This is a genomic window from Paraburkholderia sp. EG286A (genome assembly GCF_040965375.1).
Taxonomy (GTDB): domain Bacteria; phylum Pseudomonadota; class Gammaproteobacteria; order Burkholderiales; family Burkholderiaceae; genus Paraburkholderia.
Genome location: NZ_JBFRCB010000001.1, coordinates 1257205 through 1272626, shown reverse-complemented (window position 1 = coordinate 1272626; position 15422 = coordinate 1257205). Strand labels below are relative to the sequence as shown.

The 15422-nt window shown below is 60.5% G+C and carries 12 protein-coding genes and 1 pseudogene; 6 read left to right on the top strand and 7 right to left on the bottom strand.

Going from position 1 to position 15422, the window contains the following annotated elements; translation table 11 throughout:
- Window positions 1-72: 72 nt before the first annotated feature.
- A complete protein-coding gene (locus AB4Y35_RS05685; protein WP_368703663.1) occupies window positions 73-2799 on the top strand; it encodes a glucosidase in 2727 nt (908 codons plus the stop codon).
- Window positions 2800-3799: 1000 nt separating this feature from the next.
- Here the strand turns inward: AB4Y35_RS05685 and AB4Y35_RS05680 are convergent.
- Complete coding sequence (locus AB4Y35_RS05680; protein ID WP_368703662.1) at window positions 3800-4651, bottom strand: 3-hydroxybutyryl-CoA dehydrogenase; 852 nt, start codon at window positions 4649-4651, stop codon at window positions 3800-3802.
- Window positions 4652-4685: 34 nt separating this feature from the next.
- Window positions 4686-5873 carry a beta-ketothiolase BktB gene (gene bktB / locus AB4Y35_RS05675; RefSeq protein ID WP_368703661.1) on the bottom strand — a complete coding sequence of 396 codons (1188 nt, stop codon included), beginning with the start codon at window positions 5871-5873 and terminating at the stop codon, window positions 4686-4688.
- 317 nt (window positions 5874-6190) lie between these two features.
- Here bktB and AB4Y35_RS05670 point away from each other — a divergent pair, with 317 nt between their 5' ends.
- Window positions 6191-6793, top strand: a complete 603-nt coding sequence (locus AB4Y35_RS05670) for a phosphatase PAP2 family protein (RefSeq protein ID WP_368703660.1) — start codon at window positions 6191-6193, stop codon at window positions 6791-6793.
- A gap of 15 nt (window positions 6794-6808) precedes the next feature.
- Here AB4Y35_RS05670 and AB4Y35_RS05665 read toward each other — a convergent pair whose 3' ends face one another.
- Together AB4Y35_RS05665 and AB4Y35_RS05660 are read right to left on the bottom strand one after the other, a co-directional pair.
- Entirely contained in the window at window positions 6809-7462 is a 654-nt protein-coding gene (locus AB4Y35_RS05665) for a response regulator transcription factor (protein ID WP_368703863.1), read from the bottom strand.
- 82 nt (window positions 7463-7544) lie between these two features.
- Window positions 7545-8207, bottom strand: coding sequence for a response regulator (locus AB4Y35_RS05660; RefSeq protein WP_368703659.1), 663 nt, complete (start codon window positions 8205-8207; stop codon window positions 7545-7547).
- Between the two features lie 613 nt (window positions 8208-8820).
- Here AB4Y35_RS05660 and AB4Y35_RS05655 point away from each other — a divergent pair.
- The 4 genes and pseudogenes from AB4Y35_RS05655 to AB4Y35_RS05640 all read left to right on the top strand — a co-directional run.
- Entirely contained in the window at window positions 8821-9984 is a 1164-nt protein-coding gene (locus AB4Y35_RS05655) for a porin (RefSeq protein ID WP_368703658.1), read from the top strand.
- 62 nt (window positions 9985-10046) lie between these two features.
- Complete coding sequence (locus tag AB4Y35_RS05650) at window positions 10047-11039, top strand: YncE family protein (RefSeq protein WP_368703657.1); 993 nt, start codon at window positions 10047-10049, stop codon at window positions 11037-11039.
- Between the two features lie 147 nt (window positions 11040-11186).
- A complete protein-coding gene (gene oxlT / locus AB4Y35_RS05645; protein ID WP_368703656.1) occupies window positions 11187-12479 on the top strand; it encodes an oxalate/formate MFS antiporter in 1293 nt (430 codons plus the stop codon).
- Between the two features lie 222 nt (window positions 12480-12701).
- Window positions 12702-12902 (top strand): annotated as a pseudogene (locus AB4Y35_RS05640) (DUF4148 domain-containing protein); the annotation flags it as partial.
- 166 nt (window positions 12903-13068) lie between these two features.
- Here AB4Y35_RS05640 and AB4Y35_RS05635 read toward each other — a convergent pair.
- The 3 genes from AB4Y35_RS05635 to AB4Y35_RS05625 all read right to left on the bottom strand — a co-directional run bounded on the left by AB4Y35_RS05635 (window position 13069) and on the right by AB4Y35_RS05625 (window position 15388).
- Window positions 13069-13254, bottom strand: a complete 186-nt coding sequence (locus tag AB4Y35_RS05635) for a hypothetical protein (protein WP_368703655.1) — start codon at window positions 13252-13254, stop codon at window positions 13069-13071.
- A gap of 157 nt (window positions 13255-13411) precedes the next feature.
- On the bottom strand, window positions 13412-14158 hold the full coding sequence (locus AB4Y35_RS05630) for a carbonic anhydrase family protein (protein ID WP_368703654.1): 747 nt from the start codon (window positions 14156-14158) through the stop codon (window positions 13412-13414).
- A 168-nt stretch (window positions 14159-14326) separates the two neighbouring features.
- Complete coding sequence (locus AB4Y35_RS05625; RefSeq protein WP_368696337.1) at window positions 14327-15388, bottom strand: maleylacetate reductase; 1062 nt, start codon at window positions 15386-15388, stop codon at window positions 14327-14329.
- Between the last annotated feature and the right edge of the window lie 34 nt (window positions 15389-15422).

Here is a 15422-nt window from a genome sequence, read left to right as displayed (position 1 = left end):
GCTCATGCTTATTGCGAGCGCCGGCTCGTCGCTTCGGTAGTTCGCGACTATCTCGTGGATGGGAGGCGAGGCATGTGTCCTGCAAACGTCGACGCAGCAGAGGAAACGCGTCTGAACGCGTCGCGTACCGCGCAAGTGCCGTGGAAGAAGTGGGGGCCGTATCTCAGCGAGCGCCAATGGGGGACGGTCCGCGAGGACTACAGCGGCGACGGCGACGCCTGGCGTTATTTCACCCACGATCAATCGCGCTCGCGTGCCTACCGCTGGGGAGAAGATGGGATCGGCGGTCTCTGCGACGACAAGCAACGGTTGTGCTTCGCGCTTGCGCTCTGGAACGAACACGACCCAATCCTGAAGGAGCGTCTCTTCGGTCTGACCAATAGCGAAGGCAATCATGGCGAGGACGTGAAAGAGTACTACTTCTATGTCGACAGCACGCCCACGCACTCGTACATGAAGTATCTGTACAAATATCCGCAGCGGGAATTTCCATACCGGGATCTGGTCGAGACAAACGGAAAGCGTTCGCGCGGTGAGTTCGAGTACGAACTGCTCGACACGGGCATATTCGACGACGATCGATATTTCGATGTGTTCGTCGAATACGCGAAGGCGGGCCCGGAAGACATCTTCATACGCGTGACCGTGCACAACCGGGCAAGGAGAGGGGCGCGGCTTCGCGTACTGCCGACGCTATGGTTTCGCAATACCTGGTCGTGGGGCTACGACGATTACAGGCCATCGCTATGCGAAGCGGACTCAGGCGTCATTCGCGCGACGCATCAGGAACTGGGGGAGTACTGGCTCTATTGCGACGGTGAAACGGAACTGCTCTTTACGGAAAACGAAAGCAACGCACGGCGTCTGTGGAACCAGCCCAACGCGTCGCCTTATGTGAAGGACGCGTTCCACGCGTATGTCATTGACGGGCAGGGCGACGCCGTGAATCCGGCGAAAGCGGGAACCAAAGCTGCGGCCCATTACGTATGCGAGGTGCCCGCGGGCGGCGCTGCGACCATCAGGCTGCGCCTGAGCGCTGTCGAACTGGCCAACGCCTTCGATGACTTCGAGAGGACTTTCGACGATCGCGTGGCCGAAGCGGACGCGTTCTACGAACGTATTGCGCCAACGGTACTGAGCGACGATGAGCGACGCGTACATCGTCAGGCACTCGCGGGCATGTTGTGGAGCAAGCAGTATTACTACTTCGATCTCGAACGCTGGCTGCGCGAGCACCAGAGCCACCCATTGCTCGAAGCCAGTCACCACGCGGTGCGCAATACCGAGTGGTTCCATATGCTGAACGCCGACGTGATCTCCATGCCGGACAAATGGGAGTACCCCTGGTTCGCAGCGTGGGATCTCGCTTTTCATACGATCGCGCTCGCTCCTGTCGATTTCGATTTTGCCAAGGAGCAGTTGCTGTTGATGCTGCGCATTCTGTATCTTCACCCCAGCGGGCAGATCCCGGCCTACGAGTGGAACTTCAGTGACGTGAATCCGCCCGTGCATGCCGCTGCCACGCTCTGGCTCTACAAGTACGAGAGAGCGTTGGGACGCGCCGATCCGCGCTTTCTCGAGCGCTCGTTCCAGGGCTTGATGCTCAATTTCAACTGGTGGGTCAACCGTAAGGACCCCTCGGGTCGAAGCGTCTTCGCCGGTGGCTTTCTCGGGCTCGACAACATTGGCGTGTTCGATCGCAGCGCTCAACTTCCCACGGGCGGTTCGCTCGAGCAGGCGGACGGCACTGCGTGGATGGCGTTTTATTGCCAGAGCATGCTGGAGATGGCCATCATCCTGGCCGAGCACGACCCCATGTACGAAGAGATTGCCTTCAAGTTCGTCCAGCATTTCATGTGGATTGCGTACGCAATGAACCGGCTTGGCGACCAGCCGGACGACATGTGGGACGAGCAGGACGGATTTTTCTATGACCTGTTGCGTCTGCCCGACGGCCAGACGATGCGCTTGAGAGTCAGGTCGATGGTGGGCTTGTTGCCGCTGTGCGCGTCGACGGTTTTCGAAGCCGATTCAGTCTCGCGCTGTCCGCGACTCATGGAGCTGATCGCACAGTTTCGAAGCCGTTACCCGGAGTTGCTTGCCCATGTGGCCCCGACCGATGCTGGCTTCATCGGCCATAGAGACCGCAGACTTCTGTCGATCCTCAATACGCGGAAACTGGAGCGCGTGCTCGGATATCTGCTCGACGAGAGCGAATTCCTCGGACCGTACGGCATCCGTTCGCTGTCTCGCTACCATCTCGACCACCCGTACATGATCAATGTGGGCGGACAGGAATACAAAGTGCAGTATCTGCCTGCGGAGTCGAATACCGGCATGTTCGGTGGCAACTCGAACTGGAGGGGGCCGGTGTGGATGCCCGTGAATCTCCTGATCGTGAGGGCGCTGACGAATCTATACGGCTTTTTCGGCGACGAATTCAAGGTTCAATGCCCGACGGGATCCGGTCAGATGATGACGCTGTTCGAGGTGGCGCAGGAGATCGTCCGCCGTCTGACGGGTACGTTTCTTCGCGGCGAGGATGGTCGGCGTCCGGTTTATGGCGGGACAGGCAAGTTCCAGGACGACCCGCATTGGCGTGACCTGATCCTGTTCTACGAGTATTTCCACGGCGACAACGGCGCGGGGCTCGGTGCAAGTCACCAGACGGGTTGGACTGGGCTCGTCGCGCCGCTCCTGGATATGTTCAGGCGCATCGACGCACAGACCGTTCTGGAAAGCGACCGCTGGCGTGTGATGGCAGGTGTCGTTGGCCAGCAAATGGATGAGGGGCGCTGAGGGAGCGGATCGCGAGCGAGTGTCCGGGAATACGCCGGAGGGCAAGCTGGTGGTGACTGGATCGAACTCATGTGGGACGGTAAAGGCTTGGCGTACGCAAGAGCGGACACTTTCGATCTGCAACACGGCGATTGCAAGCTGTTCATTTCGCGCGCGTCGTTCAAGCACACCACATCCTGGCGGCCAGGCGGCTTTGAGCGCCGCCGGTAAGCGAACCTTCTGCAAACGTGAAATCGATCAGCGGCATCATTGCTCTTTCCGTATTGGCTCAGCCAATCGGCTCCCCGCCGATCGACGAGACCGACAGAGGGCAGCGCTCAGTGGCGCGATGGGCGCTCGCCGAAGCGTGGTATATCCGATTTCGGCTCGACTTCCGGCGGCTGACCAGCCGCCTGACGCTGTGCAGAAGCTTCACGATCGAAGCGCTGGCTATCCATCGTGGTTCGACGCTCCTTAACGAGCGCTCGGCGAAGTTTCGACTTAAACATGGGCTAGTTCCTTGTGACCGGCTTGGGCGCTCTCAAGGTACAGGGAGAAACCACGGGCGCGCAACACTTTCGATGCAAAGCGCCAGTGCTCGCGCAACGCAATCCGGATGCAATCCGAGATTCGCCTGCGAAGCTATTGACGACCCTGACTCGGCTCGAACTGCGGCGGAGCGTGAGGCTGCGGGTTAGTTAGGCAGTTGAGTTGCCTGCGTTCGACGTCTCGGCGTTTGATCGGAAGAATTCCTATAGAGCAGTACGCGATGGTCGGCAGAGACGCAACTGAGAATGCTGCCTCAACGGTTGGAACAAAATTACTTTAAAAATAGGAACGAGATTAGTTAAACCGACGCGAGGAGCGCGTGCTGGAAACGTGGCTATCTTTTATTTGACATAATGCAAATTATCGCAGTTTTTATAATGTTCGCAAACATCAATATCCGCCGCATCACATCTCGACAATCACCCTCAACGCCCGCGGGCTGACCGCCCGCGGAACCTGCGCCGTAATCCTTCTAGCTGTAACTAAAGACCCCGCGCCCAGTCTTCCGACCCAGACGTCCGGCGGCCACCAGTTCACGAAGCAGCGGGCACGCGCGGTATTTCGAATCGCCAAAGTCCTTGTAAAAGACGTCCATGACCGAAAGCACCACGTCGAGCCCAACGAGGTCGGCAAGCGCCAGCGGCCCAATCGGCTGATTCGCGCCGAGACGCATGCCGGTATCGATATCCTCGGCTGGCGCGACGCCTTCGGCGAGCAGGAAGAAAGCCTCGTTGATCATCGGCACGAGAATGCGGTTGACCACGAAGCCCGGCGAATTGCGCACGCTGATCGGCGACTTGCCGAGCCGCAGCGTCAGTTCGTGGACCGTCTCCGCCGCGGCGCTACCGGTTTCGAGGCCCCGGATGATTTCAACGAGCGGCATCAACGGCACCGGATTGAAGAAGTGCATGCCGACGAGGCGAGACGGGTCGGCAAGCGCGGCACCAAGCGTGGTGATCGAAATTGAAGACGTATTGGAAGCGAGAATGGCGTCGGGACGCGCGACCGCTTCAATCTGCTTCAGGATGCGCAGCTTCAGATCGAGGTTTTCAGTGGCGGCTTCGATGATCAGCCCGGCAGCACCGAGCCGCTGATAATCGGTGCACGTCTCGATGCGCGCGAGCGCGGCATCGCTCGCCGCCGCGTCCAGCTTGTCTTTCGCGATGAGCCGGTCGAGGCTTCCCTTCAGCGCGGTGAGCCCCCTGTCGAGCGCGGCCTCGCTGACGTCGACCACGATCACGCGCAGACCAGCGAGCGCGGCGACCTGCGCGATGCCGGAACCCATCGTCCCGGCGCCCACGATTCCCAATGTGTCGATTTGCATGGCTTTATATGGTGCGCCCGAAGGCGCACACAATTTACTGGACGTTTTCGAAAATGGCGGCGATGCCCTGCCCGCCGCCAATGCACATCGTGACGAGCGCGTAACGGCCGCCAACGCGCTTGAGTTCGTGCAGCGCCTTCACGGCGATCAGTGCGCCAGTCGCGCCAATGGGATGCCCAAGCGAAATACCCGAGCCGTTGGGGTTCACCTTTTCAGGGTCCAGGCCCAGCTCCTGCGTGACCGCGCACGCCTGGGCGGCAAACGCCTCGTTCGACTCGATCACATCGAGGTCCGCGACGGACAGTCCCGCGCGCTGCAACGCAAGACGCGTAGCCGGCACCGGGCCGATACCCATGTAAAGCGGATCGACGCCCGCGTGTGCATAGGCCACGAGTTTCGCCATCGGCGCGAGGCCGCGTGCCTCGGCCGCTGCGCGCGACATCAGCAGGACGGCCGCGCCCGCGTCGTTGATGCCGGAAGCATTGCCCGCCGTGACCGTACCGTTCTCCTTCGCGAATACGGGCTTAAGCTTCGCGAAGTCGTCGATCGTTGCATCGTGGCGCAAATGTTCGTCGGTGTCGAAGACGGTCTCGCGCCCTTTCACCGTGCGCTTGACCGGCACGATCTGGCTGGCGAACCGGCCCTCTGCGATCGCTCGCGCCGCTCGACGATGCGACTCGAGCGCGAGGTTGTCCTGCTGCTCGCGCGTGATGCCGTAACGGCCCGCGACGTTTTCGGCCGTCACGCCCATCGGCACGGCGTGGAAAGGATCGTTGAGCGCGCCCAGCATCATGTCGATGAGGCGCGCGTCGCCCATGCGTGCGCCGAAGCGCGCCTCGGTCGTGATGTACGGCGCGCGGCTCATGTTCTCGGCGCCAGCGCCGATCGCCACGTCAGCATCGCCGAGCAGAATGGCCTGGGCAGCCGAAACGATTGCCTGCAGGCCCGAACCGCACAGCCGGTTGACGTTGAACGCAGGCGTCGATTCGGGAATGCCGGCGTTGATCGCGGCGACGCGAGACAGGTAAAAATCCCGCGGCTCGGTGGCGATCACATTGCCGAACACCACATGCCCCACGTCCTTTGCCTCGACGTGGCTTCGTGCGAGCAGTTCGCGCACGACGATTGAACCGAGTTCGGTTGGCGGCACGTCTTTCAGGCTGCCGCCGAATTTTCCGATCGCGGTCCGCACACCGCCCACCACCACGACTTCCCTGCTCATATGGATTCCTCACTTATCTGTTTTGCCGCCTGTGAAGCGGCGGCGCAGCCTGTTTCTACGCCTGGTCCCTGTTCAGGAAGTCCCCAGGGCGCGCCGTGGCAATCCTAGCGCCAACAGGCGCCGGACAGACTGATCAAACCGGACGACATACTGACAAAACTGGCCATGTCACGCCGTCCACGCGGCCCGTCGGTGGATTCCAGTCGCCCCTGTTAAGGTTTCGTTAAGGGGCCGGTGCGTAGAATCGCCTCTGACAACAAAACCGGAACCGCCTTCCAGCGGTGAGGCAAGAACGGGCGTGAAAAAAGAGGGCCCCTATGGATGCAGTCGAAACATTGAACCGAACCATTTTTCTCGCACTCAATGCCACACCCGCAACGCCGCATTGGCTCATTGCTGCGGGCACGCTGATCGCGGACTATGCGATCCTGCTGGTCCCGGCCATGCTGGCGGCACTATGGTTGACAGGCTCAGACGAGCGCCGCGCGTTGGCCGTGCGCGCCTGTTTTGCCGGCTTGCTGGCCCTCGGCATCAACCAGCTGATCGGCCTGGCGTGGTACCACCCCCGCCCTTTCGCTAGCGCAACGGGCCATACGTTTCTCGCCCATGCTCCCGATTCTTCGTTTCCTAGCGATCATGTGACGCTGCTTTCCGCAGTCTCGTTCACCTTCCTGTACGGTGGGAAGCGGGGAATCGGCTTGCTCGCCTTGTTCGTCGATATCGCCGTTGCCTGGGCTCGCATCTTCGTCGGCGTGCACTGGCCCTTCGACATGATCGGCGCGGCGATCGTCGCCTGGCTGGCCTGCATGATTGGCAGCCCGATCTGGCGCCTCGCGGGCATGGCGGTGACCGGCGCGTTGATCGCGCTATACAGGAAGGTTCTCGCTGTGCCGATCAGCCTGCGATGGCTACGGCCGTAGTGAGCCGCGCTGGCGTCACGCGGTCTGGCGCATTCGATAGCCCACGCCTCGTATCGTCACGATCTTCTCCGGGCCAAGCTTGCGCCGCAAGCCGTGAACGACGACATCGACAGCGCTACCCGAGGCCGCGCGTGTGCGTCCAAAGAGATGCAACGCCAGCTCCGAACGCGTGAAAACTCGCATGGGCTCGTTGACCAGTGCTGTCAACAACCGGTATTCGCTCGGCCTCAAGGTCACCGGCATGTCGTCGAGCAGGACCAGATCGTCGAGCTGGTTCACTGTCAAATTTCCCAGCACCACCGGACCCTGCGCGCGATGCGGCCGCCGCATCAAGACGCGAACCCTCGACCGCAGATCTTCGAGATCGAACGGCGTGGTCAGATAGTCGTCGGCCCCGCCGTCCAGCACGACCATCGGGCTCGCCAGCAGACCGCGCGGAATCAGCGCGACGACCGCGGCATTCCCTCCGAGCCTGCGATAACGGCGCAACAGCTCGAACGCGTCCACGCCGGAATCGCCGAACGCGAGCAGCACGACGTCGTGGCATCGATACCGCAAACTCAGTTCTGCTTCATATTCGCTGCTCGCCCAATCCACCTCGTATCCCGCGAGGTGCATCTGCGTCACGACCTGCAGCGCGATTGAATCGTCGTCATGGACCAGTAGCATCCTCACGTGGGTCTCCAGCCGCTGAGATGGCGTTGTCACTGCGTTATGCACAGCTGTTATTCCAGAGCACCGCGCGGCTGTCTCACGCGAGTGTCCCGATGCGATAACCCACGCCGCGTACATTGAGGATGGCGTCTCCCCCCAGCTTGCGACGCAGATTGTGGATATGCACCTGGATGGCGTTGCTCTCGATCTCCTCGTTCCATCCGTACAGGCGTTCTTCGAGCTGCGCCGGCGTGACGACGATCGCCGGATCGCGCATCAGTTCATGAAGCAGCGCGAACTCTCGCGTCGTCACCGATACTTCCTTGTCACGCAACCACACACGGTGTTGCGCAGGATCGAGCCGTAACGCGCCAACCTGCAGCGACGACTGCACACGCCCCGTTCGATGACGGGTCAACGCGCGCATACGCGCCAGCAGTTCATCGACTGCAAACGGTTTGACGAGGTAGTCGTCGGCGCCTCCGTCAAGGCCCGCGACTGCATCCGCACCGGCATCGCGCGCCGTCATCACGATCACGGGCGTCGCATCGTTTCGCCGCCGCAATCGGGCGAGCAGCGTCAGTCCGTGATTCCCGGACGAACCGATATCGAGCAGCACCAGACCATATGAAGTCGTTCGAAGCGCAAGCATGGCCGTTTCGACATCATTCGCCCAGTCGACAGCAAACCCCTCCTTGCGCAACCCGCGTTTCAATCCGGCGTCTATCGAAGCGTCGTCTCCCACCACCAGTATGCGCATGGCGCTCCCCGTTGTTCACTCCCGTGCTGCACATAAAGTGGGTGAGGCTACCGCCGCGAACCTTAAGGGAAGGTTAACGCTCCAGCTGGCCGAATGTTTGAACAACGGCAGGCGCTCAGTGAATTCCCTGACCGTCGCCCCCTTGCGTCAAATCGATCGGCAGGCACCGCTCTCTTCTCTTTACGTTTTCCTTCATCCGCTTCTTGCGCAAGCTCGTGCCATGCGTAAGCAGACGCAACCAGTGCGAACCGGCCTCAGCCTTCTCCCACGGCGTTCCCGACGTCCATGCATGCCGGGCATGTCAGCAAACGGACAGGTTAAGACGGGCGGACCACAGCCTTCGATCATTTAAACGGCTTTCAGACATAACGAACCTTTTATCGTGCACATAAAATTATTCGATTATCCGAAAGCTGGGCACGCCGTCAAAGTTCGACCCGGGACAGCTGATGCCCGCCTCGCATCCCCGCTGGACAGCACGCACCGCAGCGCACCATCCGTAGCGCCACACAGAGTGACCCGCGTGGATCCCCAGGCCTGTCGCCCTGGCACCAGGCATCGGCCCTAAGCACTGAATTCTTCATTACGCACTTCGCACTACAAATTATTATTAATGAAAGGAGAAGTTGTGAGACATTTCAGGTCAGGCTTTATTTACGTTGGAGTACTTACCGCTTTCTCATCCGCTGCCGTGCATGCACAGAGCAGCGTCACGCTATACGGCTCGCTCGACGAAGCCGTCGCCTGGTACAACAACACCGGCGGCCATTCTCTCGTGGCCATGCAAAACGGCGACAACGCAGCCACGTATTGGGGCCTCAAGGGCAAGGAGGAACTGGGCGGCGGTCTGAACGCGATATTCACCCTGGAAAGCTCGTTCGATATCACGCATGGATCGCTTTCCGGCGGCCGTCTTTTCGGCCATCAGGCCACGGTGGGACTCTCTGACGACGCCTATGGCACGGTGACGATGGGACGCCAGTTCGACCCCACGGTCGATCTGATCCAGCCGATCACCGGCGACAACTTCGCGGGCCCGGTTTTCACCACCCCAGGCGACGCCGACAACAACGACAACTCGGCGTGGATCAATAGCTCGATCAAATATGCGAGCCCCACTTACGCCGGCTTCCAGTACGAGTTGATGTACGGCGTTGGCGGCATTGCCGGCAATACGACGGGCGGCCATGCGTATGGCGCCGCCGCCGCGTACAACACCGGCGGCCTGACGCTTGCCACCGGCTATCTGTTCATGAAGAACGACGTGAACGGCAACGGCGCGGCGGACCTCGTTCAGAACAACTCGGTGACGCCGCTTTTCGGCGCGACGCCGATGTTCGGTTCGCGGCAGATCTTCCAGGTCGCCGCGCAGTACGTGATCGGCAACCTGACCGCCAACGTCCGCTACAGCAACGCGCAGTACAAACCGTACAAGGACTATGGCGCGTTCAACCGCACCCAAACCTTCAACGTTGGCGGCGCGGCGCTTCAGTATCAGTTCAGTCCCGAACTGGCCGCGGCGCTCAACTATGTGTACACGCACTCGAGCGGGGCGTCATCAGCGACGTACAACAACTTCGGGGTGAACGCCACCTACGCGTTGAGCAAACGCACGAGCTTCTATACGGCCGTGGCCTATTCCCACGCCAGCGGCACGACGTTCAGCGAAGACGGCTCACAGATCGTCGCGGCGGGCGGCACGGTGGGGGATCTTGCGGCGAGTTCCAGCACGCGCTCGCAGGTCGTGACGATCCTCGGCATCACGCACAAGTTCTGACCTCGCATTCAAGCCAGTCGATAGAACCACGCACACGCGCATTCATTTCCTATGGAGGCAACATGGCTTTTCTCACGCACAAAGCATTGACGGTTTGTCTGGCGGCAATGGGGCTTTGCTCATTAGCGGCCCACGCACAGACGTCGCAATATCAACTCGTCAAGACGATCGATTTACCGGGAACCAAGGGCGGTCACGGCGATTGGGTCACCTATGACAAGGACACCCACGCGGTCTGGCTCTCCCAGTCGCCTAATCACAACGTCGTCGTGATCGACGCGAACAGCATGGCAGTGAAGAAAACGCTTGGGGGCGTCGATTCCGGCAACGGCATCGACTTCGACGCAGACCACGCCTATGTCACCGACGCGACGACGGGCAAGTTGATCGTCTATGACAAACATTCGTTCGAGCGCATCGCCGCCGTCGACAGCGGCGGCAAAACTCCCGACGGCGTCAATGTCGACACGAAAACGGGCACGATTCTGCTCGCCAACGACGACAGCAACAATGAAGCCGTGTTCGAGCCGAAGTCGCCGTACAAGCTGACCGCGACGTTCAAGCTGAAGCCCGAAGACGACAAGGACGGTCCGGACGTTGCGCTGTATGTCGAATCCACCGACCGCCTGTATCAGCCGGTTGGCAGCAAGATCGACGTGATCGATCCGAACACGCACCAGATCGAAGCGGTGTGGGACTTCGGTTTGAAGAAGGATGCCAAGGGCGGCGTCTATGACAGCAAAACCCATCACCTGATCTTCGGCACCAGCGACAAAAAGATGCTTGTCGTGGACCCGGCAACGGGCAAGCTGGTCACGACCATCGCCGTTGCCGGCGCGGTCGACCAGACCGCGATCGACACCGACAAGCGCCGCGCATTCATCGGCGACAAGACCGGCAATCTCGAGGTGATCGATCTCGACTCCAATCAGATTGTCGACCACATCCGTACCGAGCCCAAAGTCCACACGCTGACGGTCGATACGGCCACCCATCGCGTCTACGTCTATCTCAACGAAAGCAACAAGGTTGGGGTGTACGAGAAGAAGTCGTGATATCGCAGACCGGGCCCGGGTAACGCGGCAGCCTGCGCGGCTGCCCTGCCCGCCCGGCATCTGCACTGCATGCAACACGCTACGGCGCGCGCGTGGCGCGGCCCCCTCGCGCCGTAGTCCGAACTTCAATTCGTGGGAGATGTCGTCATGTCATCCGCTGCCTCGCCGGCAGGCAATGCTTTCCTGAGAAACCGGTGGACTCAACTCTTCATCGGTATTGCCTGCATGGCACTCGTCGCCAACCTTCAGTATGCCTGGACACTCTTCGTGATCCCGATGAAAGCGCAAAACCTCTGGACCGGCGCCGCGGTTCAGCTAGCGTTTTCCATCTTCATTCTGGTCGAAACCTGGCTCGTGCCGATTGAAGGCTGGCTCGTCGACCGCTTCGGCCCGCGCCCCGTCGTCATGTGCGGTGCGGCGTTCGTCGCGCTGAGCTGGGTGCTCGATTCGTTCGCCACGACGCTACCCATGCTCTACACCGCTTCGGTGATCGCCGGACTGGGAGCAGGCTGCGTCTACGGCACCTGTGTCGGCAACGCACTCAAATGGTTCCCCGACCGTCGCGGCCTCGCCGCGGGCCTGACCGCCGCGGGCTTCGGCGCCGGGGCCGCGCTGACGGTGATTCCGATTGCCAACATGATTCGCGACTCGGGGTACCGGCAAACGTTCTTCGTGTTCGGCGTGATCCAGGGCATTGCCATCTTCATTCTGAGCATCGCGTTGATCCGTCCGAATCCAGGCCCCGGCATCAAGCCCGTGGCGCGCGTCGTGACGAGCAAAGTCGACTACACGCCACGGCAGATGGTCAAAACGCCCCTCTTCTGGATGATCTATCTGCTATTCGTGCTCGTTGCCGCCGGCGGTCTGATCGCGACCGCTCAACTCGGCCCGATTGCGAAGTCATTTGGCTTTGCCAAGCTCCCGGTACAGTTCTTCGGCGCGACGCTGCCGCTGCTGACGCTGGCGCTCTCGATCGACAATCTGCTCAACGGGCTGACCCGTCCCGTTTGCGGGCTCCTGTCGGACAAGATCGGCCGCGAAAACACCATGCTGATCGTCTTCGTTGGCGAGGGGCTGGCATTGCTGGGAATGAATGCGTTCGGTCACGATCCCTATGCATTCCTGATCTTTTCGCCGCTGATCTTCCTGTGCTGGGGCGAAATCTTTTCGATCTTCCCGGCGATCTGCGCGGATACGTTCGGCAGCAAATACGCGGCGTCGAACGCGGGCACGCTCTATACGGCCAAGGGCACGGCGTCGTTGCTCGTGCCGATTGCTTCGCTTTTGGCCGCCGGCGGATCATGGGAGCATGTCCTGATCGGCTCCGCCGTCGTGTCGATCATCGCGGGGCTGTCGGCCAGGTTCATTCTTGCGCCCATGCGAAAGCACCGCTTCGCAGCCACGGCCGACGACGTTGCCCCGGCCATGCAAACACAATGAGACACCTGGTGGCCGCCACGGTTCGATTGCGCAGCATGGTCGAATCGTGGCGGTAGCCAGCAGCGAATTGTCGGGCTCCTGTAAGCAAGGCGGCTTATGTGAAGATTACAAGTCGCCTGTCCGACGTTAACTGTTCCTTAAGTCTGCCGCGTCAAGCTAACGGTGCCAGCTATCGGCCCACCCCGGGTCCGTATCGCTGACACCTGGCTGGAGGCACAGACCATGAACCGGACACTCAAACTGGCCGCGCTTGCGGCTGCCCTGCTGGTACCGTCCCTTTCTTTCGCGCAACCCACGAATGGATCGCCCACGCGGGCACAGGTTCGCGAGGAACTGGCCCAGCTCGTACGAGCCGGCTACAAACCGACTGGACGCGACAACAAATATCCCGACGACCTGCGGGCGGCCCAGGCGCGCGTTGCAGCTGAAGCCGCGGCACAGCGATCCGCACCCGCGCCCGCTCCGAATGGGCAAAGCGATTGAACCGATGCCGTACCGTGGTTCTCAGGGCGCTTGATGGACACGCAGCGTTCGTCAAGCGCGTCTCAACGCGTGCGGCTGCCAGGCTAATCTTTTGAAGCACTCTGGTCTAAGGCTCATCGGCCCCAACCTGTTCGAGTGCATTCAGGTCGTCGGCGAAATTGTCAGGCTGCCCAGCAGCGGTTTCATGGGTGCGCGGCGGAGACTTCACGACCGGCGGCGGCGTTGCGCCCATGCCTTCATCGATACGCTGCAGCAAATAAGGAAAGAACGGATTCGACGCAATGCGGAACATCGAATCGAGCGTCAGGATCAGGGTGCCGCGAACCTATCTTTATTACCTTCAGTGAGGTGCGTAACAGTGTCGTTCTCTTTCGTTATTGATATCGGGAAATCAAAAATACACGCACCTCACAATAGCCGCGCTTTGCTTGCGAATGGGCTTCGAATTCTCACAGGAACGTTAGCTTGCCGTTTCGAATGTCATACATCGAGCCCACCATCTTCACGTTCCCTTTCGTTTCCAGATCGGACAGAATCGGACTCCCACTGCGGATAGCGGCTATCGCACCCTGAACATTCGATCGCGCGACGGCATCGACAAATTCATCGTTTTTGCTGGATCGCTCTCCGGAATATTGCGTGGCGGTGATCGCCGGCTGGATCTTCTGAAGCAAACCCGTCAAATTCCCCAGTTGAACGTTGTCGATCGCCCCTTTTATCGCCCCGCATGCGGTGTGGCCCATCACCAGAATCACTTTCGCACCCGCAACGGCACACGCAAACTCCATACTGCCGAGTATGTCCTGGTTTGCGACGTTTCCCGCGATCCTTGCATTGAAGGTGTCGCCGATTCCCATATCCAGAATGATCTCGGCCGGCGCGCGCGAGTCGATGCAACTGAGGACGATTGCTGCTGGATACTGGCCGCTGGCGCTCGCTCTCTTCTGCGCGAGAAAGTCCTGCTTTTTCATCTTGCCGGTGCGAAACCGTTCGTTGCCGGCTTTCATCATTTCGATGATCTGATCGGGAGTCAGCGCATTGCGCTGCGATTCGGACAATGCCGCCGCCTGGATATCGCCCGCCGTGAACGGCGTGCCGGCAACGAGCGTCGCCACGCTTATGCCAGCCTTGATCCACTTGCGCCTTCCGCCATCCGCCGGGTCGTCGGGAACTTCAATCGCCGTGTTTGCAGACATTGGAATCTCCTTTTTGACGGAGGTCGAACCTTGACTCGGAGAGGGATCTTGATCGACGTTCGCTAACAACCTCAGATCAGCGTGAAGGCAATGTGAAGATGGTCAGTCAGAGTATAGGCGGCGCGCGAAATCGTGATATCTGGCTGCGCCGCCGTCATGGACGCCACACTACGCTGCAGGACGAGCCCCCTCCCAGGCACGCTGCAGGAGCGCTCTAAGCGGCTTCCCCTCGATCGGCCGCGGATTCCAGTAGGGGTTCGACAATGCCACCTCGCAGGCATGATCAAGATCGGTTTCCTTCAAACCGATATCGCGAAGGCCTCGCGGCACCCCGAGTTCGCGGTTTAGCGCATAGAGACCGTCGGCTGCGGAATTCACGTTCAGTGCCCTCGCGATCCGACTCATGGCCTCTGCGGCAACCGTGCTGTTGTACGCGAGCGCGTGGGGCAAGACTATCGCATGCGTTTCCGCATGAGGCAGGTTGAATGTTCCCCCCAGGGTATGACACAGTTTGTGATGGAGGGCCATACCCACGTTGCCGAGCACCATGCCACAGAACCATGCGCCATACAGGCAGTCACCGCGCGCCGATACATCCTTGCTGCTCTTCCTCACTGCACGAAGGCCATCCGCGAGCGAACGAATGCCCTCCTCGGCCATCAATGACATGACGGGATTTCCGTCTTTTGCGTAGAGTCCTTCGGCGGCGTGAGCGATCGCATTCAATCCGCTCACAATCGAGAGTTGAACGGGGAGCCCAATCGTCAACTCCGGGTCGTACAACACGGTCTTCGGCAACACCCTGGCGTCGCGCCCGGTTCGCTTCAGACCGTTCTCGGTGATGCCGTATATCGGCGTCATCTCCGAGCCCGCGTAGGTCGTCGGTATCGCGATGATCGGCAATGACGATTCGAGCGCGATCGCCTTGCCGAGGCCGATCGTCGAACCACCGCCGATCGCGACCGCGCAGTCTGCTTCCACGGTCTTCGCGTGTTCCCGCGCTCGGCGAGCGTTCTCGATGGGAACGTGCATTTGGGCGCCGTCGAAAACGCCCGCGCTAGACGGACCGAGGAGAGATGAAACCACCTCGGCTTGCGCTTTCTGCTCGGGGGTACAAAGAATCAATGCGCGGCGGGCGCCCAACGTCTCGACTTCCTGCTGGATCAGTTTCATGCTTCCAGCACCAAATACCACTCTCGACGCCTGCGTTGTGTAGGTGAACTCATACATGAGATCTGCTTCCCTTGTCGTCGGACGGCAAGCC

Bases quoted from the DNA above. Each gene is read 5' to 3' on its own strand.
- AB4Y35_RS05625 (WP_368696337.1), bottom strand. From the start codon at position 15,388: ATGTATGAGTTCACCTACACAACGCAGGCGTCGAGAGTGGTATTTGGT.
- AB4Y35_RS05650 (WP_368703657.1), top strand. From the start codon at position 10,047: ATGGCTTTTCTCACGCACAAAGCATTGACGGTTTGTCTGGCGGCAATG.
- AB4Y35_RS05660 (WP_368703659.1), bottom strand. From the start codon at position 8,207: ATGCGCATACTGGTGGTGGGAGACGACGCTTCGATAGACGCCGGATTG.
- bktB (WP_368703661.1), bottom strand. From the start codon at position 5,873: ATGAGCAGGGAAGTCGTGGTGGTGGGCGGTGTGCGGACCGCGATCGGA.
- AB4Y35_RS05630 (WP_368703654.1), bottom strand. From the start codon at position 14,158: ATGTCTGCAAACACGGCGATTGAAGTTCCCGACGACCCGGCGGATGGC.
- AB4Y35_RS05635 (WP_368703655.1), bottom strand. From the start codon at position 13,254: ATGTTCCGCATTGCGTCGAATCCGTTCTTTCCTTATTTGCTGCAGCGT.
- AB4Y35_RS05655 (WP_368703658.1), top strand. From the start codon at position 8,821: ATGAAAGGAGAAGTTGTGAGACATTTCAGGTCAGGCTTTATTTACGTT.
- AB4Y35_RS05685 (WP_368703663.1), top strand. From the start codon at position 73: ATGTGTCCTGCAAACGTCGACGCAGCAGAGGAAACGCGTCTGAACGCG.
- AB4Y35_RS05670 (WP_368703660.1), top strand. From the start codon at position 6,191: ATGGATGCAGTCGAAACATTGAACCGAACCATTTTTCTCGCACTCAAT.
- AB4Y35_RS05680 (WP_368703662.1), bottom strand. From the start codon at position 4,651: ATGCAAATCGACACATTGGGAATCGTGGGCGCCGGGACGATGGGTTCC.
- AB4Y35_RS05665 (WP_368703863.1), bottom strand. From the start codon at position 7,462: ATGCTACTGGTCCATGACGACGATTCAATCGCGCTGCAGGTCGTGACG.
- oxlT (WP_368703656.1), top strand. From the start codon at position 11,187: ATGTCATCCGCTGCCTCGCCGGCAGGCAATGCTTTCCTGAGAAACCGG.